Annotated in this window: 19 protein-coding genes; 9 read left to right on the forward strand and 10 right to left on the reverse strand. The window is 60.8% G+C overall.

What is annotated here, in order from left to right; all coding sequences use genetic code 11:
- Positions 1-55 precede the first annotated feature (55 nt).
- Both ACIQWS_RS03360 and pbpC read left to right on the forward strand, forming a co-directional pair.
- Complete coding sequence (locus ACIQWS_RS03360) at positions 56-5,503, forward strand: MG2 domain-containing protein (RefSeq protein ID WP_403177432.1); 5,448 nt, start codon at positions 56-58, stop codon at positions 5,501-5,503.
- A 30-nt stretch (positions 5,504-5,533) separates the two neighbouring features.
- Positions 5,534-7,618 (forward strand): penicillin-binding protein 1C, encoded by a 2,085-nt coding sequence (gene pbpC, locus ACIQWS_RS03365; protein ID WP_403170185.1) that lies wholly within the window; start codon positions 5,534-5,536, stop codon positions 7,616-7,618.
- A 48-nt stretch (positions 7,619-7,666) separates the two neighbouring features.
- On the opposite strand, the gene ACIQWS_RS03370 is transcribed toward pbpC, so the two are convergent.
- From ACIQWS_RS03370 to ACIQWS_RS03400, 7 genes are all read right to left on the reverse strand, one after another.
- Entirely contained in the window at positions 7,667-7,993 is a 327-nt protein-coding gene (locus tag ACIQWS_RS03370; RefSeq protein WP_288194877.1) for an RcnB family protein, read from the reverse strand.
- Positions 7,994-8,194: 201 nt separating this feature from the next.
- Complete coding sequence (locus ACIQWS_RS03375) at positions 8,195-9,451, reverse strand: D-amino acid dehydrogenase (RefSeq protein WP_403170189.1); 1,257 nt, start codon at positions 9,449-9,451, stop codon at positions 8,195-8,197.
- Positions 9,452-9,708: 257 nt separating this feature from the next.
- Positions 9,709-9,918 (reverse strand): cold-shock protein, encoded by a 210-nt coding sequence (locus tag ACIQWS_RS03380; protein ID WP_091881096.1) that lies wholly within the window; start codon positions 9,916-9,918, stop codon positions 9,709-9,711.
- A gap of 363 nt (positions 9,919-10,281) precedes the next feature.
- Positions 10,282-10,548 (reverse strand): hypothetical protein, encoded by a 267-nt coding sequence (locus ACIQWS_RS03385; RefSeq protein WP_223611629.1) that lies wholly within the window; start codon positions 10,546-10,548, stop codon positions 10,282-10,284.
- 50 nt (positions 10,549-10,598) lie between these two features.
- Entirely contained in the window at positions 10,599-10,796 is a 198-nt protein-coding gene (locus tag ACIQWS_RS03390; RefSeq protein ID WP_346307327.1) for a hypothetical protein, read from the reverse strand.
- Positions 10,797-11,015: 219 nt separating this feature from the next.
- Positions 11,016-11,156: a hypothetical protein gene (locus ACIQWS_RS03395; protein WP_171974043.1), complete on the reverse strand. Its 141-nt coding sequence runs from the start codon at positions 11,154-11,156 to the stop codon at positions 11,016-11,018.
- 46 nt (positions 11,157-11,202) lie between these two features.
- Positions 11,203-11,469 (reverse strand): hypothetical protein, encoded by a 267-nt coding sequence (locus ACIQWS_RS03400; RefSeq protein WP_271082529.1) that lies wholly within the window; start codon positions 11,467-11,469, stop codon positions 11,203-11,205.
- Between the two features lie 345 nt (positions 11,470-11,814).
- Here ACIQWS_RS03400 and ACIQWS_RS03405 point away from each other — a divergent pair, with 345 nt between their 5' ends.
- The gene (locus tag ACIQWS_RS03405; protein WP_346307326.1) at positions 11,815-12,003 is read left to right on the forward strand and encodes a hypothetical protein; all 189 of its coding nucleotides are present in this window, start codon (positions 11,815-11,817) and stop codon (positions 12,001-12,003) included.
- Between the two features lie 56 nt (positions 12,004-12,059).
- Here ACIQWS_RS03405 and ACIQWS_RS03410 read toward each other — a convergent pair whose 3' ends face one another.
- Positions 12,060-12,989: a LysR family transcriptional regulator gene (locus ACIQWS_RS03410; protein ID WP_403170198.1), complete on the reverse strand. Its 930-nt coding sequence runs from the start codon at positions 12,987-12,989 to the stop codon at positions 12,060-12,062.
- Positions 12,990-13,108: 119 nt separating this feature from the next.
- Between ACIQWS_RS03410 and ACIQWS_RS03415 the strand changes: the two genes are divergently transcribed.
- The 3 genes from ACIQWS_RS03415 (at position 13,109) to ACIQWS_RS03425 (ending at position 16,174) form a co-directional block, all read left to right on the forward strand.
- On the forward strand, positions 13,109-13,708 hold the full coding sequence (locus ACIQWS_RS03415; protein WP_403170201.1) for an NADPH-dependent F420 reductase: 600 nt from the start codon (positions 13,109-13,111) through the stop codon (positions 13,706-13,708).
- Between the two features lie 274 nt (positions 13,709-13,982).
- The gene (locus ACIQWS_RS03420) at positions 13,983-15,446 is read left to right on the forward strand and encodes a Ppx/GppA phosphatase family protein (RefSeq protein ID WP_223611625.1); all 1,464 of its coding nucleotides are present in this window, start codon (positions 13,983-13,985) and stop codon (positions 15,444-15,446) included.
- A gap of 20 nt (positions 15,447-15,466) precedes the next feature.
- Positions 15,467-16,174, forward strand: a complete 708-nt coding sequence (locus ACIQWS_RS03425; protein WP_346307323.1) for an RlmE family RNA methyltransferase — start codon at positions 15,467-15,469, stop codon at positions 16,172-16,174.
- Positions 16,175-16,182: 8 nt separating this feature from the next.
- On the opposite strand, the gene ACIQWS_RS03430 is transcribed toward ACIQWS_RS03425, so the two are convergent.
- Entirely contained in the window at positions 16,183-17,583 is a 1,401-nt protein-coding gene (locus ACIQWS_RS03430; protein ID WP_346307322.1) for an MFS transporter, read from the reverse strand.
- A 249-nt stretch (positions 17,584-17,832) separates the two neighbouring features.
- On the opposite strand from ACIQWS_RS03430, the gene ACIQWS_RS03435 reads away from it, so the two are divergent.
- A complete protein-coding gene (locus ACIQWS_RS03435; RefSeq protein WP_403170210.1) occupies positions 17,833-18,816 on the forward strand; it encodes an MBL fold metallo-hydrolase in 984 nt (327 codons plus the stop codon).
- On the opposite strand, the gene ACIQWS_RS03440 is transcribed toward ACIQWS_RS03435, so the two are convergent.
- Positions 18,801-20,120 (reverse strand): chloride channel protein, encoded by a 1,320-nt coding sequence (locus ACIQWS_RS03440; RefSeq protein ID WP_403177436.1) that lies wholly within the window; start codon positions 20,118-20,120, stop codon positions 18,801-18,803. The genes ACIQWS_RS03435 and ACIQWS_RS03440 overlap by 16 nt on opposite strands.
- A gap of 178 nt (positions 20,121-20,298) precedes the next feature.
- On the opposite strand from ACIQWS_RS03440, the gene ACIQWS_RS03445 reads away from it, so the two are divergent.
- Both ACIQWS_RS03445 and guaB read left to right on the forward strand, forming a co-directional pair.
- Entirely contained in the window at positions 20,299-20,718 is a 420-nt protein-coding gene (locus tag ACIQWS_RS03445; RefSeq protein ID WP_403170213.1) for a lysozyme inhibitor LprI family protein, read from the forward strand.
- 176 nt (positions 20,719-20,894) lie between these two features.
- A complete protein-coding gene (guaB, locus tag ACIQWS_RS03450) occupies positions 20,895-22,400 on the forward strand; it encodes an IMP dehydrogenase (protein WP_223611621.1) in 1,506 nt (501 codons plus the stop codon).
- Positions 22,401-22,404: the final 4 nt, after the last annotated feature.

Here is a 22,404-nt window from a genome sequence, read left to right on the forward strand (position 1 = left end):
GTTTGAACAGTGCGGCTCACCACCATACGGGTTGCGTTGGGAGGACTTCATGTCTATGCGCGCGGTTATCGGCTTTTCGGTTTTTCTTCTCTCAGCTTTGGTTTCAGGGGCACCTGCCGGTGCCGCCGAAACGAATCGCGACATTGTCACGACCAAGGATGGGGACTATTTCGGTTTTGATCTGCGCACCGAACAGGACGTGACCCTCGACCAGTGCGAGGCGGTCTGTCTGGCCGAGACGAGCTGCAAGGCCTTCACCTACAATCCCAAGGTGAAATGGTGCTTCATGAAGTCCGACTTCAATGAACTGCACAGTTTTCCCGGCGCCATCGCCGGCAAGGTGGTTGAAACGACGAGCGAGCCGGATATCGGCGCCCCGCCAAGACTGGCATTCCTGTCCGACCAGCTTGTGCAGGATGCGCGCCAGGTCAAGGCACGTCTTGCCCTGACGGACGAGCAGAAGGGGCAGGGCGCCGCCAGCCTGAAGGAAACGGCCCGCGCACAGCTTGCCGCCGGCAATATCGAAAATGCGCTGAATGCCTTCAAGGGAGCGCTGGCGGTTTCGCCGGAGGATGCGGATCTGTGGGTGGAGACCGCCCGCGCGGCCAACCGCGCCGACAAGAACACTTATGTTGCCGGCCAGGCGGCGCTGGCCGCCTATAATGGCTATCTCCTGACGCGCACGACCCAGAGCCGGGCCGATGCCCTCGCGGTGCTGGCAACCGCCTTGCAGAATGCCCAGAACTATCGCGCCGCGCTCAACGCCTACAAGGCGAGCCTTGCGCTTGTCGATGCGAAGACCGTCAATGCCGCCTATCTCGATCTGAAGGCCCGCCAGGGATTCCGTATCGTCAATCACACCATCGACGCGGATAGCGCCGCGCCGCGCGCCTGCGTGCAGTTCTCCGAGCCTTTGGTCAAAATGGGTACGGACTATGCGCCGTTCGTGACGCTGGACGGCGTCGCCCCCAAGGCGGTCGAAGCCAAAGGTAGTGAGATTTGCGTGGAAGGCCTGACCCACGGCCAGCGCTACAAGCTGGCGCTACGTGCCGGCCTGCCGTCCTCGGTCGGCGAAGCGCTGGAAGGTCAGGTTGATCTTGATATCTACGTCAAGGACCGCTCGGCCGTCGTGCGCTTTACCGGCGACAGTTTCGTGCTGCCCAGCACCGCGCGCCGTGGCATCCCGATTGTCTCGGTCAATACCACTAGCGCCAACCTGAAGCTGTACCGCATTGGCGACCGCGGCATCGCCTCGCTGCTCACCAGCTCGCAGTTCCTCACCCAGATTGATAGCTACAACGCCCAGAAACTGCAGGATGAGTCCGGCGAACTGGTCTGGCAGGGGGCGATCGATATCCAGTCCGACCTCAACAAGGATGTCGTCACCAGTTTCCCGGTTGACGAGGCTTTGCCGAAACGCAAGCCGGGCGTCTATGTGCTGACCGCCGTTTCCACCGATGCCCACAGCAATGAATGGGATTCGCAGGCGACCCAGTGGTTCGTCGTTTCCGATATCGGGCTCTCCACCTATACCGGTACCGATGGGCTCAACGTTTTTGCCCGGTCGCTCGCAACCGCCCAGCCATTGATCGGCGTGGAACTGCAGCTCCTGGCCAAGAACAATGAAATTCTCGGCACCGCGATCACTGATACGGACGGGCGTGCGACATTTACCGCCGGATTGCTGCGCGGCACTGCCGCCATGACACCGGCTGTCATCACCGCCAAGAACGGCGACGCGGACTATGTCTTTCTTGATATGACGCGGGCCGGTTTTGACCTGTCCGACCGGGGTGTGACCGGCCGCACGGCTCCCGGCGCAATCGATGTGCTCGCCTGGACGGAGCGCGGCATCTACCGTGCCGGTGAAACCGTGCATGCATCGGCCCTTGCCCGCGATATCGGTGCCAAGGCGATCGAGAATCTGCCGCTGACCTTTGTATTCCGCCGCCCGGATGGGGTCGAAGACCGCCGCATGGTCAGTGATGGCGCAGCCCTTGGCGGCCATACGCTCGATCTGGCCTTGCAGGCGAATGCCATGCGCGGCACCTGGAACATGCAGATCTATACCGACCCGAAGGGTTCGCCCATCGCTGAAAAGTCCTTCATGGTCGAAGATTTTGTTCCCGACCGGGTCGAGTTCGACCTGACGAGCGAGGCAAAGGCCATCACCGTGGGCACGCCCACGCCGGTCAGTGTCGATGGCCGCTTCCTCTATGGTGCGCCGGCGGCAGGTCTCACGCTGGAGGGCGAGGTCAGCCTCAAACCGACGCACGAGGATGCCAATTTCAAAGGCTATCGCTTTGGTCTGGCCGACGAACAGGGCAACCAGGACACGCGCATTCCGCTTGAGGATTTGCAGGCGCTCGATGAGAACGGCAAGACAACCTTCGATGTGACGCTGAACGAAGTCCCGTCAACAACCCAATTGCTCAACGCCAATATCGTCGTGCGCATGCAGGAGGCGGGCGGCCGGGCCATTGAACGCAATTTGACGTTGCCGGTGAAATCACAGGGCGCGAAGATTGGCATCAAGCCCGAATTCGACGGCGATCTGGCCGAAAATGCCATCGGCAAATTCCATGTGATCGGCGTTGACAACAACGGCCAGAAACAGGCCATGAGCGGCTTGAGCTGGAAACTTGTTGCCGTCGAGCGCAATTACCAGTGGTACCGGGATGGCAGTTCGTGGAAATATGAGCCCATCATTTCAACCAAGCTGGTTGCCAATGGCACGGTCGATGCAACCGCCGATGGTGCGGAGATTTCCGTTCCCGTGACCTGGGGCCGCTTCCGCCTGGAGGTTGAAACGGCAGAGGTGGAGGGCCCGACGTCCAGCGTGGAATTCGACGCCGGCTATTACGTTGCCGCCACCTCGACCGAAACCCCTGACGGGTTGGAGATCGCCCTTGACAAGCAGAACTATGCGCCGGGCGATACGGCAAAGCTAAAAGTATCGCCGCGTTTTGCCGGCGAGCTTCTGGTGACGGTCGGTGCCGAGAGCCTGGTAGCGACGAAGCGTCAGAGCATTCCCGCTGAAGGCGGCGAGGTGGAAATTCCGGTCACCGCGGACTGGGGCGCCGGTGCCTATGTCACCGCAACGCTCTACCGTCCCGGCAATGACCGGGACAGTCACATGCCGATGCGCGCCATTGGCGTGAAGTGGTTGGGGGTCAATCCGGGGGACCGCAATCTCGCGGTGAAGCTGGATACGCCCGAGAAAACATTGCCGCGCCAGCCGCTGAACATTCCGGTTCAGGTGACCGGCGCAGGCGTTGGCGATACGGCCTATGTCACGGTTGCCGCCGTCGATGTCGGTATCCTCAATCTCACGCGTTACGAGGCGCCCAATCCCGACGGCTGGTATTTTGGCCAGCGGCAGCTGGGTCTGGAAATCCGTGATCTCTATGGCCGTCTGATCGATGGCTCGCAGGGTGCTGCCGGCCGTCTGCGCACCGGCGGCGATGGCGCACAGATGCCATTGCAGGGCAGTCCGCCCACGGAAAAGCTCGTTGCCTTCTTCTCCGGTCCGGTCAAGCTTGACGCGGGGGGCAAGGCCAATGTGAGCTTCGACATCCCGCAGTTCAACGGGACGGCGCGGGTCATGGCGGTTGCCTGGTCCAAGGCCGGTGTCGGCCATGCCAGCAAGGATGTCATCATTCGCGATCCCGTCGTGGTAACGGCAAGCCTGCCGAAATTCCTGGCGCCCGGAGACAAGACGGCGCTGCGGCTTGATATCGCCAATACGGATGCCCCGGCAGGCGACTACCAGTTGCAGGTGACGAGCAATCAGGCCGTCGGCGTCGAGCAGCAGGCAGCCGCACAGACCGTCAAGCTGACGGCGGGCGGAAAGTTCAATCTGACACTGCCGCTCAAGGGCCAGCAGACGGGTGACGGCGTTGTCTCAGTCAAATTGTCAAACGCGGCGGGTATTTCGCTGGAGCAATCGCTGAACATTCCGGTCCGCCCGGCGTCGCTGCCGATCACAGTGCGCAATCCCATCAAGATCGCACCGAACAGCACGCTGAAGATCGATCGCGAATTGCTGGCGAGCAGCCTGCTGCAGGGCGCATCGGTCAGCCTCAACGTGTCGCGGTCATCGGCCTTCGATATACCGGCCTTGCTCATGACGCTCGACCGTTATCCCTATGGTTGTGCGGAGCAGACGACAAGCCGCGCCATGCCGCTGCTATATCTCAGCGAGTTGGCCAAGCAATCGGGCCTTGCCGACGATGGCGATGTGCAGAAGCGCGTGCAGGAGGCAATCTTCCGTGTCCTGTCCTATCAGTCCTCTTCCGGCAGTTTCGGCCTGTGGGGTCCGGGTTCGGGTGATCTCTGGCTTGATGCCTATGTCACGGACTTCCTGACCCGCGCACGCGAGCAGAAATACGACGTGCCGGAAAAGGCGCTCGTCCAGGCGTTGGAAAACCTGCAGAATTCGCTGAGCTATGACGTGAATGTCAAGGATCAGGGCAATCAGATCGCCTATGCGCTCTATGTTCTCGCCCGCAACCGCAAGGCTGCCGTCAGCGATCTGCGTTACTACGCCGATACGAAACTGTCGGAATTCCCGACGCCATTGTCGCGCGCCCATCTGGCGGCGGCCCTGGCGCTTTACGGGGATGCGCAGCGGTCGCAGAGCATCTTTACTAATTCGCTGCAGATGTCGACCAAGGCCACCAATGTCAGCCTTGTGCGCTCGGATTATGGCTCGTCCCTGCGCGACGATGCGGCGGTTCTGGCGCTCGCAGCGGAAAGCCGTCCCGTGCCGGCCATCATTCCGCAGCTGTCGCAGATCGTTGCCAAGGAATGGGAGCGCAAGATCTATACCAGCACGCAGGAACAGACCTGGATGCTGCTGGCTGCCCGCGCCATCCAGGGCGGTGACAACGATCTGAAGCTTGCCATCAATGGCGTGGCGCACACGGGCGGCTATGCCGCGCGGATGACCGGCGACGAGCTGATCGCCCAGCCGGTCAGCATCACCAACGGATCGACCGAGGCCGTTTCGGCTGTCGTGACAACCGTTGCCGCGCCGGCCCAGCCTTTGCCCGCTGGCGGCGATGGCTTCAACATCCAGCGGACCTACTACACGCTCGACGGATCGGAAGCCAATGTCAGCGAAGCCAAGCAGAACGAGCGCTATGTCGTTGTCCTCAAGGTCACCGAGAACAACAACTGGCCGTCGCGGGTGCTGATCACCGATCTTCTGCCCGCCGGTTTCGAGATCGACAATCCCGGCCTCGTCAACAGTGCGCAACTGTCGAATTTCGACTGGATCGGCGAAGTGGAAGCCGCCCATACGGAATTCCGCAGCGACCGCTTTGTTGCCGCCTTTGATCGCAATACCGGCGACAACAGGGAAATCACCCTGGCCTATGTGGTCCGGGCTGTGACGCCGGGCACCTACGATCATCCGGCAGCCAGCGTTGAGGACATGTATCGTCCGCAATTCTCCGCACGCACGGCCACGGGCCGGATGGAGGTTGTGGCGGCACAGTAAACAAACCTAGGTTCAAGACCGGTTGATCCGATGATCACGTGGCGCACATTCTGTATCGGCATCTCCGCCAATCTGGTGGTGGCGACGGCGCTGGCCTTCGGCCTTGATCTTGCCGACAAAAAGTTTCCGCCGCCGCTGGAAAAGGCGGTGGAAGTCTCGCCGGAAGTGGTCGATGCCAATGGCCAGTTGCTGCGTGCCTTCGCCACGTCGGAGGGGCGCTGGCGCCTGCGGACGACGGCCGCCGATGTCGATCCGCAGTTCATTCGCATGCTTGTCGCCTACGAGGATCAGCGCTTCTGGCAGCATCGCGGTGTCGACCCGCGGGCCGTGGCTCGCGCCGCACTGCAACTGGTCCGCAACGGCCGCATCGTTTCCGGCGGTTCGACCCTGTCCATGCAATTGGCGCGACTGATCGAACCGCGGGAAGGGCGCTCGCTCAGCGCGAAATTTGCCCAGCTGGTGCGGGCGCTGCAGATCGAACGGCGTCTGACCAAGGCGCAGATTCTCGATCTCTATCTCACGCACGCACCCTATGGCGGCAATCTCGAAGGTATCCGTGCCGCCAGCCTCGCCTATTTCGGCAAGGAGCCGCGCCGCCTGACCGTATCCGAATCCGCCTTGCTTGTGGCGTTGCCGCAATTGCCGGAAAAGCGCCGTCCCGACCGCAATCTCGCGGCTGCCGAGACAGCGCGCGAGCGGGTTCTGGACCGCATGGCCGTTGCCAAAGTGGTGGGTGAGGGTGAGGCCGAACGTGCCGGGCTGGTACCCATTCCTGCCCGCCGCCTGCAGCTTCCAGCCTACGCCGCGCATCTGGCGGAAGCCGCCTTGCGCCGGGAGCCGCAGGTCAACCGGCACCAGACCACGCTGCGCCGCCCGATTCAGCAGGGCCTTGAAGCCGTTGCCAAGACTGCGGCGGCCAAGCTTGGCCCCAAAGTATCGATCGCTATGGTGATGGCCGATGCCCGCACCGGTGAAATCGTCGGCGAAGTGGGCTCTGCCGATTATTTCGATGCCAGCCGCTCCGGCTGGATTGATATGACGCGGGTGATGCGTTCGCCCGGATCAACGCTGAAACCCTTTATCTACGGCCTGGCCTTCGAGGACGGGCTCGTTTCGCAGGAGACGATCATCGAGGACCGTCCAGCGGACTTCTTCGGTTACCGGCCGCGCAATTTCGACATGAGCTATCAGGGCGATGTCAGCATCAGGCAGGCGCTGCAATTGTCGCTGAATGTGCCTGCCGTCCGCCTGCTTGACGCGGTGGGCCCGACGCGGCTGCTGGTCCGCTTCCGCCGGGCGGAGGTGAGACCCGTGCTTCCCGCCAATGAAGCGCCGGGTCTGGCGATCGGTCTCGGCGGTGTCGGTATTACACTGAAAGATCTGGTGCAGCTCTACGCTGCGCTGGCCAATCGCGGCAGGCCGGTGCTGCTGGGGGATGGCATTCAGGGCAAACCGCAGCCCATCGAAGCCGAACCGTTGCTGGAGCCGGTGGCCGCATGGCATGTTGCCGATATCCTGTCGGGTGTCATGCCGCCGCTGGGCGCGGCGCAACGCGGCATCGCCTACAAGACGGGCACGAGCTACGGCTACCGCGATGCGTGGTCGGTCGGTTTCGATGGCAATTACGTGCTTGGCGTCTGGGTCGGCCGTCCGGATAATGGCGCTGTGCCGGGTATCACCGGTTTCGGCACGGCGGCGCCGATCCTGTTCGAGGGGTTTGTCAAATCCGGCGTGCCGGTCACGCCGCTGCCGCGCGCGCCAGGCGGTGCGGTGCGCATCGCGCAGGCACAACTGCCGATCAGCCAGCGCCGCTTCACCCGGACATCGAACGGTCTGCTCTCCGCAACGACGCGCGAACCAGCACCGCAGATCGTCTATCCGCCGGAAGGCGCGCGGATCGAGCTCGGCGCGAAGACCGGCGGCGCCCTGTCACCCCTCGCGCTGAAACTGCAGGGGGGGCGGGCGCCGTTTCGTTGGCTGGCCAATGGCAAGCCTTTGCCCGATATGTCGCGCCGTCGTGACAATCAGTGGGTGCCCGATGGAGCGGGTTATTCGACCTTGACGGTCATCGATTCTGCCGGCCGTGCCGCCAGTGTCCGGATCTTTGTCGACTAGAAACAAAAAAAGCGGCGCCGAAGCGCCGCTCTGGTTTGACCGGGATCGTTACCGGCCCTGGATCATCGATGCGATGATGCCGGATGCAATGCTGACCATGACGTAGTCATTGTTGACGCGCACCCAATGATAACCGCGCGGCGGTGTCTTCAGGTGATAGCGATGATAGTCGCGCACCACGTTGCGGCGGTAGTTGCTGGGCAGCTTGTGGCCGCGCACCCAGCGCGTCTTCTTCACGACGGTGCGTTCGTTGACGACCCGCTTCTTGACCATCCGGTCCTGCTGCTGATGGCCATAGCCTTGCTGCTGCTGCGCAAAGGCTGCAGGTGTTGCAATCAGGGAAATGGCAAGGGCTGCCAGGGCGATCTTTTTCATGTTGGTTCCTCGTTCATTGCAGGGTTCATGATCAAACACCATGCTGTTTTACGAGGGGCGAGATGAACCAAAACTGAACGTCAACCTAAACAATTTGTAATGTTTTAAATGGCTTAGCTGGCGCATGGATGGTGTCGTGGATTGGTTGCCCTCCGCCCGCGGGCAGCACGCACGGGGCGGAAGGCACCTGCTTCACAAAGCTCAGGCGTAGCGGCCGATGCCGAGTTCCGATGCGTCGACATCCGGCGTTTTGCCGGAAACAATGTCAGCCAGTACCCGGCCGGAACCGCACGACATGGTCCAGCCAAGGGTGCCGTGGCCGGTGTTGAGGTAGAGGTTCTGGTATCTGGTGCCGCCACCGATAATGGGCGGGCCGTCCGGAGTCATCGGGCGCAGGCCGGTCCAGAAGGTTGCCTTCGACAGATCGCCGCCGCCGGGGAAGAGATCGCCGACCGAATGCTGCAATGTGGCTTTGCGCGCATCGCGCAAGGTCAGGTCGTAACCGGAGATTTCCGCGGTGCCGCCGACGCGGATGCGGTCGCCGAGCCGGGTGATTGCCACCTTGTAGGTTTCGTCCATCACGGTGGATTCCGGCGCGCAACTGGCATCGGCGATGGGGACGGTGATGGAATAGCCCTTGATGGGGTAGACCGGCACCGGTACGCCGATGCGGCGCAGCAGAAATGGTGAGTAACTGCCGAACGCAACCACATAGGCATCCGCCGTCAGTTCTTCCGTCTCCGTCGACACGCTGGCAATGCGATTGCCGCTGGTGTTGATCGAGGTAACAGTGGTGTTGTAGCGGAAGGTCACACCCTTCTCGGCTGCAAGGGCCGCCAGCTTCTCCGTGAAGATCTTGCAATCGCCGGTTTCGTCGCCGGGAAGACGCAGACCGCCGACGAATTTCTCCCGCACATTGGCAAGGGCCGGCTCGGCGGCGATGCAGCCTGCGGGATCAAGGAGTTCATAGGGCACGCCGAACTGCTTGAGCACCTCGATATCGCCGCCCGTGCCGTCATACTGGCTCTGCTTGCGGAAGAGCTGCAGGGTGCCCTGGCTGCGCTCGTCATAGGCAATTCCGGTTTCCGAACGCAAATCACGCAGCGAGTCGCGGCTGTACTCAGCGATGGGGACCATGCGGATCTTGTTGCGGGCGTAGCGCGCCGACGTGCAGTTGCGCAGCATCCGCACCAGCCACAGCGCCATATAGGGGTCGAATTTCGGCCGCACGACGAGCGGACCGAAATGCATTAGCATCCATTTGATGGCTTTGAGGGGAACGCCGGGACCCGCCCATGGCGAGGAATAGCCGGGCGAGATTTCACCGGCATTGGCAAAACTCGTCTCCAGAGCCGGACCGGGCTGCCGGTCGACCACCACCACCTCGTGGCCCGCCTGGGCGAGATACCAGGCTGACGTGACGCCGACGACGCCACTTCCAAGGACGAGAACTTTCATAAGCGGAACGCTCCTTCAAACAACGCGAGATATGCCAGCCATTTCCGATGCCGGCGCAAGAGTGACTCGCACTCTGGGATGCCGCGGAAATTCTTTCCAGAGTTTTCTTGGGGAATGCGCTGAAATGTCTTGGTTTTTTGGAGTGCGCGCCTGAATTCAAGGCAAAATAAAAGGCCGGGTAAACCCGACCTTCTCAAATTCATCTCTGCTGTCAGTGCCAGTACATCCGTGGTCAAAGACGCGAAGAGGAATTATTTTTAGCCAGCCTGAAGCTGGTCAGCAGTCATCTTGCCGGACTTGTTGTCACGAACCAGCTCGAAGCTGATCTTCTGACCATCATTGAGGCTGCGCATACCAGCGCGCTCAACTGCGGAGATGTGAACGAACACGTCTGCCGAACCATCGTCTGGCTGAATGAAGCCGAATCCTTTTGTGGAATTAAACCACTTTACTGTTCCAGTGCTCATAATGAACCCTTTCAAGGAATATGTTTTGGTCACCTACCATGCGACTGCACGATAGTTTTAGCTCGATTTTTGAAGAAGGATCGTTGAGAGCGCTTTGGCGCAATAAAACTAATAACAAACTACCAAATACCGATGGGTCATACATAGTGACTGTGAGACATTCCGTCAATGCTGCGCCAGAAAAAATAATTTAATTATAAAAACTTAGCGGAATTCGACTAATGATTCTGATGTTTTTATTGAACAATATTTCGCCAATACCAGCGATCATTTAATAAAGCGCAAGCATTTCCCGATGCGGATAAACGGGTTCGCACGCGGCCGCAAGGCCTCGTCAAAGTCGGGCATGATAAGTATGGGGCGCTATTTGCCCTTGGTGGCGAGCGTCACCTTCGCCTTGGCCCTTGCCGGCTTCTTGGCTGGCTTCAAGGCGTTCTCAGCTTCTTCTTCCGCTTCCTTGGCCAGACGCAATGCCTTCAGGCGCGCGGTCTTGCTTTCCCACTTTGCGGTCTCGTCATTGATAATGGCGGATGCAGCTGCGGTTGTGGCCAGGCTTTTCTGTTCCGAAGGACTGAGAACCCGCTTCGGGCGGACACCAACTTCAGGCAATTGTTTTGGACTGTGTTTCATCGTGTCTCGCATTTTTGAGCCACAATCATCGCACGCGGCGGTTCACAAGTCTATCGTGCATTCCGATTCTGTCCCGGCGTCCAGCCCCGCGCAAAGCCATAGGACATGGCCAGGGAGGCATATTCAATCTCCCGCAACAGGAACTCACGCTCGGCCAGAAGTGCCGCTATTGTCGCCCGGACATCACCCTGATGATAAGCCAATGCCTCGTCAATTTCGTCGTCCGGCTGTTTCAATATCGCATTCATTGGATTCTCCTTCGCAATCCAGAATGGCACAATCCGGTCCACGTGAAAAGAAATTTGTTCCTGTTTTGTTCTAATTTTACTCTTGACGCGTGTTTCGGGTTGCATTGCTGGAAGAAGGGGGAGCGACCGCAGGGACAGGGGTATCCATGTGTGGTGCGGCGCCATCATCGGGATGGCGCCGCACCTGAACAATCGGGTGCTGGCGTGCCGGGCATGCCCTTAGCTTTTGGGCTTGCCCTTGCTGGCGACTTCCGTCTGTTTGCCGATCGAACTTGCAAACGGAACAGCGGTCTTTACCTCGACCTTGTCCTTCTTTGGTTTGCGTACTTCGCGGTTGCTGCGTTGTTGACCTTTAGCCATGGTGGTTCTCCTTCAGGTTTCGGGTAGGGATCGGGGCGGGAAGTGATTAGCCGGGCCGGGACTGATCCTCGAGAAGCGCAGCTTCCAGATCGAAATGGTCGATCGGGAAAACCTGCCGGGTGCCAAGCTTCGACGACCGGGCCGGAACATGGATGTAGGTGGCCACGCGGCGATGCGCGGGGCGGGACAACCCGTCAATGAGTTCTTCATCCTGATCCACGTCGTAATCACCGGCGGGCAATGGCTTGTCCACACCCTTCAACACGAATGGTGCGTCGAAGTGGACGATGGAATGTGTTGTGCGCGTGAACATGCCAATCCTCCTTTGGAAGTGGCAAGCAGCGGAAGCTGGCCTGCTGTGTTCTCATCCCGGCGGGTGCCGGAGATCAGTCGTCATGCAACGTTCAAAAAACCGTCGTCATTTTGGAACGAGATTGGCGGGTCGAGAACCTCTGACGCTGCGAAGAGCCAAATCTGAAACGAGGATATCCAAAAGGCGATAGCAAAACAATCGTCATGATTTGCGGTTTATTTGCGGCCCTGTATCTCTGGTGGCGGAACGGTGATAGGGTGCGTCCACTTGCCAAAATGCTGCACATCCAACCGCTGGATCATCGGTCCACAGCGGCCCTATGGCATTTCCGTTGGAGGAAAAATCATGATGTTATTACGAGTGTTGAGCTTTCTGAAAGGCATGAGGATGCCGGTCACCCAAGCACCGGTTGCCAGTGTCAAACCAGCCAAGCCGATCCCGTCGGTCAAGAGCAAGACGCGGCGCGACATTGCAGACAGCGACGGTAAAATACGGCGTCAAAAGCACATGGTTGAATGCAACCGGTTGATCTGATCTGAAGCAGGGCGCGGCGCCGCTCGCCGGTGGCGCCGTTCTCAAGAGAGTTCTTTCTATCCCAGAACGCCCGCAAAGCTTTTCGTCAGCTTTCCTTGCCGGAACGCCTCGGCGATAAAATCAACGAATACCCGCGTTTTTGCGGGCAGCAGCCTGCGGCTGGCATAATAGATCGATACGGCCCCGGCGTCGGCATACCAGTCCGGCAAGAGGCGCACGAGCTCGCCATTTTCCAGGTGCGGCAGGGCAACGGGAGCTGAGAGGATGGTCACGCCCAGGCCGAGCAGAGCCCCCTGACGCATGGCCGCGGGGTCGTTGACCACAATCCTGTCCCGGATATGTGCCGGCATTTCCATGCCAGCGCTGTTGCGCATCATGCGCACCGGAATGCGCCCGGTGCGCTGCTGGCGCAGCACAATCCCGTCCATCGTCGCCAGCCCGGCCGGATCCGCTGGAAATGCGCGGCCCCGCATGTAGGCCGGGGACGCCACAGCGATGAGATGAAGGGTTGCAAGCGATCGGGACACGACACCGGGCAGAAGTTCGAAGCCGCCGCCGATGGCCGCATCGAAACCTTCCGCGATCAGGTCGACCTGCCGGTTCTCGAAATGCCATTCCGGCCGGATCAACGGAAAGCGCTCGAGAAAGGCTGGAAGCAGCGGCATGACAAACCCGATGCCGAGCGTCGGGCTCATGCTGACCTTGAGCACACCGGCGGGTTCGTCGCGATGCGCCGCAACATTGGCAATCGCCGCCTGCAGATCCTCGAGATTTGTGCGAACCGCCTGCAGGAAGCGCTCGCCTTCCTCCGTCAGGGCCAGATTTCGCGTGCTGCGATGAAACAGCCGCACGCCAAGATTGCGTTCAAGCATGGCCACGTTCCGGCTGACCGCCGCAGGCGTCAGTGACAGGCGCCGCGCCGCTGCCGAGAAACCTCCGGTTTCGGCGCTGCGCACGAACGACTCCAGATTTGCCAGGGTCTCCATATCCATACCTTCAACTGATGATTGAAAATATTTAAAGCCATTACCTGCTTTTCGTCAATGAATGGATGGCCCATTCTCAGGTCATGCAATTTCATGCATTCGCAAAAAGGAACAAGATCATGAGCATTGGTATTATCGGAGCCGGGCTGATCGGCACGGCTTTTGCGCGGGTATTGGCCCGGGCCGGCATCGAAGCAACCATTTCCAACAGCCGCGGACCGGACTCGTTGAAGGAACTGGTTGGTGAACTCGGGCCGTCCATCAAGGCCGGCACCGTGGAGCAGGCGGCAAGCGCGGATATTGTCGTGATTGCCGTCAACTGGTCGAAACTGCCGCAGGCTTTGGCCGGTCTGCCCGCCTGGAACGGCCGCATCGTCATCAACGCCAACAATGCCATCGAAGCCCCGTCCTTCAAGCCCGTTGATCTCAAGGGGCGCCTGCCGAGTGAGGTCGTCGGCGATCTCGTGCCGGGCGCAAAACTGGTGAAGGCGCTCAACCATCTGCCCGCAGCCTTGCTTGCGGGCGACCCCAAGGCCGAAGGCGGCCAGCGCGTGCTGTTCTATTCCGGCGACGATGCGGAGGCCAAGGCGAAGGTCGGCGCTCTGTTTGAAAAGCTTGGCTTTTTCCCGCTCGATCTGGGCAGCCTGGCGACAGGCGAGAAGATGGCGGGGTTCCCCGGCGGCCCGCTTGCCGTCCTTAATCTGGTGAAGTTCGGCTGACGACAAGCGAAGGGCCTGCCCCACGGGGCAGGCCCTTGCAGAATTATGCGGCCGCAAGGCGGCCTGCAGGCCCGCATCGGGCTGGGGCTCATTGCCGCCGATATCGGGTGCATGGAAATGCCCGGTTCCACCTCTCAACATGCTGTCCTGGCCGCCTAATTTGCCTCAGGCACTTTTATATTCGGCAAATGATGTTACATTGGCTTCAACGTTAATGAACAAGCGCCTTGCCTGCGTCCTCCAGAGGTTCGCGCGGCGCCCGAAGGATGAGATTTTGAAAGACCCCGAATCGGGCGCCCGCAAAGCGTCGAATGAAGGGGCGTCTGGCGGTCATACGGTGTCGAATGGCATCCCAGGTCCCGCCAAGAACGGACCCGGACCACAAGGGGATTCTGCGCGTCAACCGCAGGAGAGCCGGTCCGATTCCCAGGAAGGACGCTTCGAGAAAAACCCCAAGAAACGGGCACGCCGCCGTCGGCGCGGCAAGTCGAAACATGGCGCTGTTTCGGCGCAAAACCCTGTTGCCTCCGCCGCACCTGCGCATCCGGCGGGAGAAGCCGATGCCGCAGCGCCGGTCAAAACCGGCAAAAAGCGCCGCCCCAACCGCCACAGGCGCCGGGGGCGTTCCGGCGCAAAACAGCAGGAAACCGTTGTCGCGGCGACTGTGGAACAGAACAGTCCGGCCAAGCCATCCGAACCTGACAACCCGCGGCGCGAACCCAGATATGCCGGTGCTCCGCTCTATGCAGCGCTGGATCTGGGCACGAACAACTGCCGCCTGCTGGTGGCAACGCCGACGCGGCCGGGCCAGTTCCGTGTCATCGATGCGTTTTCGCGCATTGTCCGTCTGGGCGAGGGGCTCGGTGCAACCGGGCGCCTGAGCCCGAATGCCATGAGCCGAGCCATCGAGGCGCTGAAGATTTGCCGCGACAAGCTGGAAAACCACGATGTGCGGCGCGCCCGCCTCATCGCCACCGAGGCCTGCCGCCAGGCGGAAAACGGTGCGGAATTCCTGCATCAGGTCAAACACGAGACCGGCCTTGATCTGGAGATCATCAACCGCCAGACCGAGGCCCGCCTTGCTGTTTCCGGCTGCGGCACGCTGGTCGAGCGCGAAACCGATGCGGTTGTGCTGTTCGATATTGGCGGCGGTTCCTCCGAGATTGCCCTGATCGACCTGTCGGAGCGCCGTTCGCCGCGTCTGGCCGAGCATATCATTGCCTGGACATCGCTGCCTGTTGGCGTCGTCACGCTGGCGGAGCGTTTTGGCGGCCGCGATGTGACGACCGACAATTTCGCCGTCATGGTCAATCATGTGGCGGAACTCCTCAATGATTTCTCCGAGCGGCACAAGCTCGGCGATCTCGTCAACAGCCAGAATTTTCACCTGCTCGGCACATCAGGCACGGTGACGACGCTTGCCGGCATTCATCTTGGTCTCGACCGCTATGACCGGCGCCGCATCGATGGTATCTGGATGCAGAACGACGACGTGACCGAGATGACGAGCAGGCTCCTGTCGTGGAGTTTTGACGAACGGGTTGCCAATCCCTGCATCGGTGCCGACCGGGCGGATCTTGTTCTTGCCGGTTGCGCCATTCTGGATGCAATCCGCAATGTCTGGCCCAGCCAGAAGCTGCGTGTGGCTGATCGCGGCCTGCGCGAAGGTATTTTGACTGAACTCATGTCGCGCGATGGCGCGTGGCGCAATCGGTGGTTTCGCGCCAATGTCGCGTAAAAGAGGGGCGTACATTCCCAATGGCTAAGACAACAACAGGCGGGCGCGGCGGTACGGGTACGCGCGGCCTGCATACCAAGATCAAGAAGAAGGCGGGCACGATCAAGGAATCGTCGCGCCGCTGGCTGGAACGTCATATCAACGATCCCTATGTGCAGCGGTCAAAGGCCGACGGCTATCGGTCGCGCGCCGCTTACAAGCTGATCGAGATCGATGACCGCTACAAGATCTTGAAAAAGGGTCAGCGCATCATCGATCTGGGCGCCGCCCCCGGTGGCTGGAGCCAGATTGCTGCGGGGATTGTCGGCTCTCCAGAGGACGCGCCGACGGTTGTCGGCATCGATTATCTGCACATCGATCCCTTGCCGGGCGTAACGCTGCTCGAGATGGATTTCCTCGACGATGCCGCGCCGGACAAACTGATCGAAGCGCTGGGCGGCCAGCCGGATATCGTGTTGTCGGATATGGCCGCTCCCACCACGGGGCACCGCCGCACCGACCATATCCGCACGACGCATCTGTGCGAAGTGGCGGCGGACTTTGCGGTTTCCGTGCTGCGGCCGGGTGGTCACTTCCTGACCAAGACCTTCCAGGGCGGCACGGAAAACGAAGTGCTGACCCTGCTCAAGCAGCACTTCAAATCCGTGCATCACGTCAAGCCGCCGGCCTCGCGCGCCGAGTCGGTGGAGCTTTACCTGCTCGCCCGTGATTTCAAGGGCCGGTCTTAAACGACGGTCTATTCGGCAGGCGCTGGCTTCGCATCCGGGTAATGCCCGGATACTTCGGCGCCCGCATCCGGCTTCATCGGCATGAACGAGAAGAACGCCAGCGAGGATATGGCGGCCACCAGGAAGAATGCCGTGTGGAAATCCGAGAGCTGCAGCGGCCCGCCATGCAGATTGGTGGACACTTCCAGAATGCCGCCGGCAACCGCAACGCCCAGGGCAATGGATATCTGCTGGGCGACCGATGCGATCGGTGTTGCAAGGCTGGTCTGTTCATTCGGCACTTCCGCATAGGCAAGTGCATTGGCCCCGGTAAAGAACAGTGAACGGAAGAAGCCGCTGACCAGAAGCAGGCCAAGAATGAGCGCAGTCGGTGTTGCCGGCGTGAAGAAACCATTCATGGCAATGAAGCTTGCGGCAATCAGCGATCCATACATCAGCGCATTGCGGAAGCCCGTCTTGCGGAAGAACCATTTGGTCACGAATTTCATGCCGATGGCACCGGCAGCCGATATGAAGGTCATGAGGCCGGACTGGAACGGTGTCATGCCGAAGCCGATCTGGAACATCAGCGGCAGCAGGAACGGTGTCGCACCGACGCCGATGCGGAAAAGACTGCCGCCAAAAATCGAGGCACGGAACACCTGGTTCTTGAACAGGTCGAGCGCTAGCAGCGGTTCCGGCGTGCGCTTGGCATGGATGAGGTAGAGCACCGTCGAAACGATGCCGACGCCGAGCGTCGAGAACCCGACCCATGCGGGGAGCGCCGGCAGGCTGACCACGGAAAGTCCGAACACCACGCCGGATGCGGCAATACCGCTGAGGAAGAAGCCGGGCACATCGAGCTTGCGCTGGATCAGCGTTTCCACATCCGGCAGGTAACGTGTTGCGAACCAGATGCCAAGCAGGCCGATCGGCACGTTGATCAGGAAAATCCAGTGCCAGGTGAAATAGGTGGTGAGAAACCCGCCGATGGGCGGCCCGACCAGCGGCCCGACCAATGCGGGCACGGTCAACCAGGCCATGGCGCCGACAAGCTCGCTGCGCGGCGTCGAGCGCACCAGCACCAGCCGTCCAACCGGCGTCATCATGGCACCGCCGACACCCTGCACGAAGCGGGAGACCACGAAGGCCAGCAGCGAGTTGGAGGCTGCGCAGGCGATCGACCCAAGCACGAACACGACGATGGCCGCGCGGAACACATTTTTTGCGCCGAACCGGTCGGCCATCCAGCCGCTGACCGGGATGAACACGGCGAGCGAGACGAGATAGGCGGTCAGCGCGAGTTTCAGCGCGATGGGGCTCGTACCGATGTCGGCGGCAATCGCGGGCAGGGATGTCGATATGACGGTCGAGTCCATCTGTTCCATGAACAGGGCGACAGCGAGCACGAGCGGAACAATGCGATTCACAATGAATTCCAGTTCTCAATAAAGAGCTTCGTCAGCAATCGGGGTCCGTCGCGGGACTCACAATGAAAAGCAACCCTTGCTGGCGCTGCGATAGCACCAGTGTGGCGGGTGCTCAAGCACCGATCAATCAGATGTGATCCAGCACAATACGATTTTCCGCTATGCAAAAGGGAACGGCCCGGCAGCCATGACGTTGCCTGTGCACGATCTCAACCGCAGACCCCAAGACTGCCAGAAGGAGATGAATTCATGACGTCATACGAGATTTCCCGCCGCGACCTGTTTCTTGCGTCAAGCGCCATAGCCGGTGGGCTCGCCATATCGCAGGTCATGCCGGATGCTGCCGCCGCAGCGGTTCCGCTTTCGCCGGTGAAGTCGCCGGGCTTCAAGCGCTTCAAGCTGGGTGAATTTGAGGTCACCACGCTTCTCGATGGTCTGCGCCTCTCCGACGGCCCGTTTCCCACCTTCGGTGCCGATCAGTCGCAGGAGAAGGTGGCAGAACTGATGCGCGCCAACTTTCTGCCCGAAACGAAGTTCGTCAATGGTTTTGCCCCGGTGTTGATCAATACCGGTGCTGAACTGATCCTGTTCGACACGGGTTTTGGCGCTGCAGGACGCGACAACGGTTTCGGCCAGCTGGAAGCCAATATGAAAGCGGCGGGTTACACGCCCGATCAGGTGAGCGTCGTCGTCATCACCCATATGCATGGTGACCACATCGGCGGCCTGATGAACGGCGAGAAGCCTGCCTTTGCCAATGCGCGCTATATCGCGGGGCAGATCGAATATGATTTCTGGACCGATCCGGCCCGGGCGGGCACGCCGGCGGAAGCGGGTGCCAAGGGTGTTGCGGCCAAGGTGAAACCGCTGGCGGAAAAGACCACCTTCATCAAGGCGGGTGATGCGGTTGTGTCAGGGATTACCAGCGAAGCGGCTTACGGCCATACGCCCGGCCACATGATTTTCCACGTGGAATCCGCGGGCAAGCGTCTGGTGCTGACCGCCGATACCGCCAATCACTACGTCGCAGCCCTGCAGCATCCGGAATGGGAGGTGGCTTTCGATACGGACCGGGCCAAGGGCATCGAGACGCGCAAACGGGTGCTCGACATGATCGCCACCGACCGCGTGCCGTTCATCGGTTATCACATGCCGTTCCCGTCGGCTGGTTATCTCGACCGGCAGGGAAGCGGCTACCGTTTCGTACCGGTGACCTATCAGTTCGACGTCTGACCCTGTGCGGGCGTTGCCGATGCGGCTTCGGCGCGCTTGCGCCGGATCGCATCCGCAATGAACACCCGTGACAATGCGTGGTAGAGCGGTTCGTGCGAGATGATGCGTGCCGTGCCGTAACCGAGCATGGACGTGCACATCAGGGCAATGACGCTGTCATGGCTGCCGGTCATTTCCAGAATGATGACAAAAGCCGTCATCGGTGCCTGCACCACCCCGGCGAAATAGCCGGCCATGCCGAGCACGGCGGCGAGGCCGATATTGCTGCCGGTGAGCAGACCGATTGTACTGCCGAAGCTCGCGCCGATGGACAGCGAGGGCGCAAAAATGCCGCCGGGAATGCCGGAAACCATGGAAAGGAAACTGGCGAGCAGTTTCTCCAGAAAGAAATACCACGGCAGGGCATGGCCTTCCACGGCACTGCGCGCCTGTTCGTAGCCCGTGCCGAAGGTTGTACCGCCTGAAGCAACCCCGATCAGCGCCACGGCGAAACCGCACACAGCGGCGAGCAGCAGGGTACGGCGAAACGGATCGGGTGTCGTCCAGCGCTTGATCCTGCGCAATGCCTTGACGGCACCGGCACTGAAAAAGGCACCGAACGCACCGCCGCCAACACCGCACATGATCACCAGAAGCCAATCGGAAAAGCTGGTTGCAACGGCAACGGATGCACCGAAATAGGTGTAGTTGCCGACAAGTCCGATGGCCGCGAGGCCGGAGAGGATGACGGCGGTCAGAACAAGGCCGTTGGTGCGTGCCTCATAGGAGCGGCCCATTTCCTCGATGGCAAAGACGATGCCGGCGAGCGGCGTATTGAACGCCGCGGCAATACCGGCGGCGGAGCCTGCAAGGATGAGCCCGCGCGCCTGCGCCATGCCGCCCCAGCGCGCCACCTGCAGCATCAGCGACGCGCCGACCTGGACCGTTGGGCCTTCGCGGCCGATGGAGGCACCGGAAAACAGGCCGACAACGGTCAAAAGGATTTTGCCGAAAACCATGCGCAGGGAAAGCAGCCTGACGCGATCCTCGTGATCGTTGAGATGGCGGGCCGCGATGGCCTGCGGAATGCCGCTGCCCTGGGCATTGGGGAAGAAACTGTAGGCCATATAGGCGCAGAAGATGAAGCCGAGCGGCGTGATGATCAAGGGCAGGAATGTCGTCCAGCCGCTGGTTCCGATCACGCCATGAAACGTTTCCTGGGCAAGATCCGCCAGCTTGGCGAAGAGGACACTGATCACACCAATGGCAATCGCTCCCGCCCAGAACACCAGGCGCGGTCGCCAGACCCGGGTGTTGCCCCACATGGCACGCGACCGGCGCAGGAAGGAAACTTTTCGGTAAATCGGGCGCACCACATCTCCTGCGTTCAACCGTCCAAGGGGTCGTATGGTCCTAACATGGGGGAAAGCGATGGGCCAGTCTCAACAATTCACCCTTTTGCTGCCAAGATGCACAGGGCATTTTGCCACCAAGGAGGACGTCATGAAACGATTCTTTGCCATGCTTTGTGTCTCGCTGTCGCTCGGGGCGGTGTCGTCGGCGGTCGCCGCTTCATCCGAGGAAAAGGTCGATCCGATCGACAAGGCGGCAACGGAATGTCTCAACAGCCCGGCAGGACAGACGACCGCTGGAATGGTCGACTGCTCGCACAAGGCGTTCCTTGCCTATGACAAGCAACTGAATGCTGTCTACAAGAAGGTGCTGGCATCGGTCGATCCGGAATCAGCCAAGCAGATCCGCGACGCGCAGCGCAAATGGGTGGCGTGGCGCGAGGCCCAGATCAAGGCCGATAACGGCCCATGGCGCGCCGACCGGGGTTCCATTGCCAGCATGGATATCGAGGCGCTGAATGTGGACGCCGTGCGGGCGCGCATCAAGGAACTTCAATATTATGCGCAGTAAGGCCGGTTTCCATCCACCCCTAGAGGGGGATCATGTATTGCTGATTGGGGAATAAATACGTTTCCACCTTTCCAAACCGACATATCCATGTTACCAGCCCGTGCCAATTCACCGGAACATTACTGACTCGGCGCACCGCCATCGTGGTGCGCTTGTCGCATTTTAAGGAATTGGTTATGGCAAAAATTGTTGAATCCGCGACGGGCGCGCTGGCACTGACATTTGACGATGTCCTGCTTCAGCCGGGTCATTCCGAAGTCATGCCCGGCCAGACTGACATTCGCACCCGCATTGCTCCCGATATCGAACTGAACCTGCCGCTGCTCTCCGCTGCCATGGACACCGTTACCGAGTCGCGCCTTGCCATTGCCATGGCTCAGGCTGGTGGCATGGGCGTCATCCATCGCAATCTCACACCGGAACTGCAGGCCGAAGAGGTCCGGCAGGTCAAGAAGTTCGAATCCGGCATGGTCGTCAACCCGGTCACCATCGGCCCGGACGCAACGCTTGCCGATGCGCAGGCATTGATGCGCGCCCATGGCATTTCCGGCATTCCGGTGGTCGAGAACGCCGGCGAGGGCAGCCGCAAGCCGGGCCGTCTCGTTGGCATTCTGACCAACCGCGACGTGCGCTTCGCGTCCGATCCCAATCAGAAGATTTACGAGCTGATGACGCGTGAAAACCTCATCACCGTGCGTGAAAACAATGTCCAGCACGAGGAAGCTAAGCGCCTTCTGCACCAGCACCGCATCGAGAAGCTGCTGGTGGTGGACAGCAAGGGTCACTGTGTCGGTCTGATCACCGTCAAGGATATGGAAAAGTCGCAGCTGAACCCGAATGCGGCCAAGGACGCACAGGGACGCCTGCGGGTTGCCGCTGCATCCAGCGTCGGCGAAGACGGTTTCGAGCGCGCCGAACGGCTCATTGCCGCCGGTGTTGACGTGCTCGTCATCGATACCGCTCACGGCCATTCGCAGCGTGTCCTGGATGCGGTCACCCGCGCCAAGAAGATGTCGAACGCCGTGCGCATCATTGCTGGTAACGTTGCAACGGCTGCGGGCACGCAGGCGCTGATCGATGCGGGTGCCGATGCGGTCAAGGTCGGTATCGGACCGGGCTCCATCTGCACCACGCGTATCGTTGCCGGTGTCGGTGTGCCGCAGCTTTCAGCAATCATGTCGGCCGTGGAAGCCGCGCACAAGGCCGGTGTTCCGGTCATCGCCGATGGCGGCATCAAATATTCCGGCGATTTCGCCAAGGCGCTTGCGGCCGGTGCCGCTGCCGCCATGGCAGGTTCCGCCCTTGCCGGAACCGAGGAAAGCCCCGGCGAGGTCTATCTCTACCAGGGCCGTTCCTTCAAGGCCTATCGCGGCATGGGCTCGGTCGGCGCCATGGCCCGCGGTTCGGCTGATCGCTACTTCCAGGCGGAAGTCCGCGACGAGCTCAAGCTTGTGCCGGAAGGCATTGAAGGCCAGGTGGCCTACAAGGGGCCGGTGTCGGGCGTACTGCACCAGCTTGCCGGCGGTCTTCGTGCATCGATGGGCTATGTCGGTGCCAAGAACCTGGAAGAGTTCCGCGACAAGGCGACCTTTGTCCGCATCACCAATGCGGGCCTGCGGGAAAGTCACACCCACGACGTGACGATCACGCGCGAAAGCCCGAACTATCCCGGCGGCAACTGATCGG

This window comes from Phyllobacterium sp. NPDC097923 (assembly GCF_044760925.1).
Classification (GTDB): domain Bacteria; phylum Pseudomonadota; class Alphaproteobacteria; order Rhizobiales; family Rhizobiaceae; genus Phyllobacterium; species Phyllobacterium calauticae.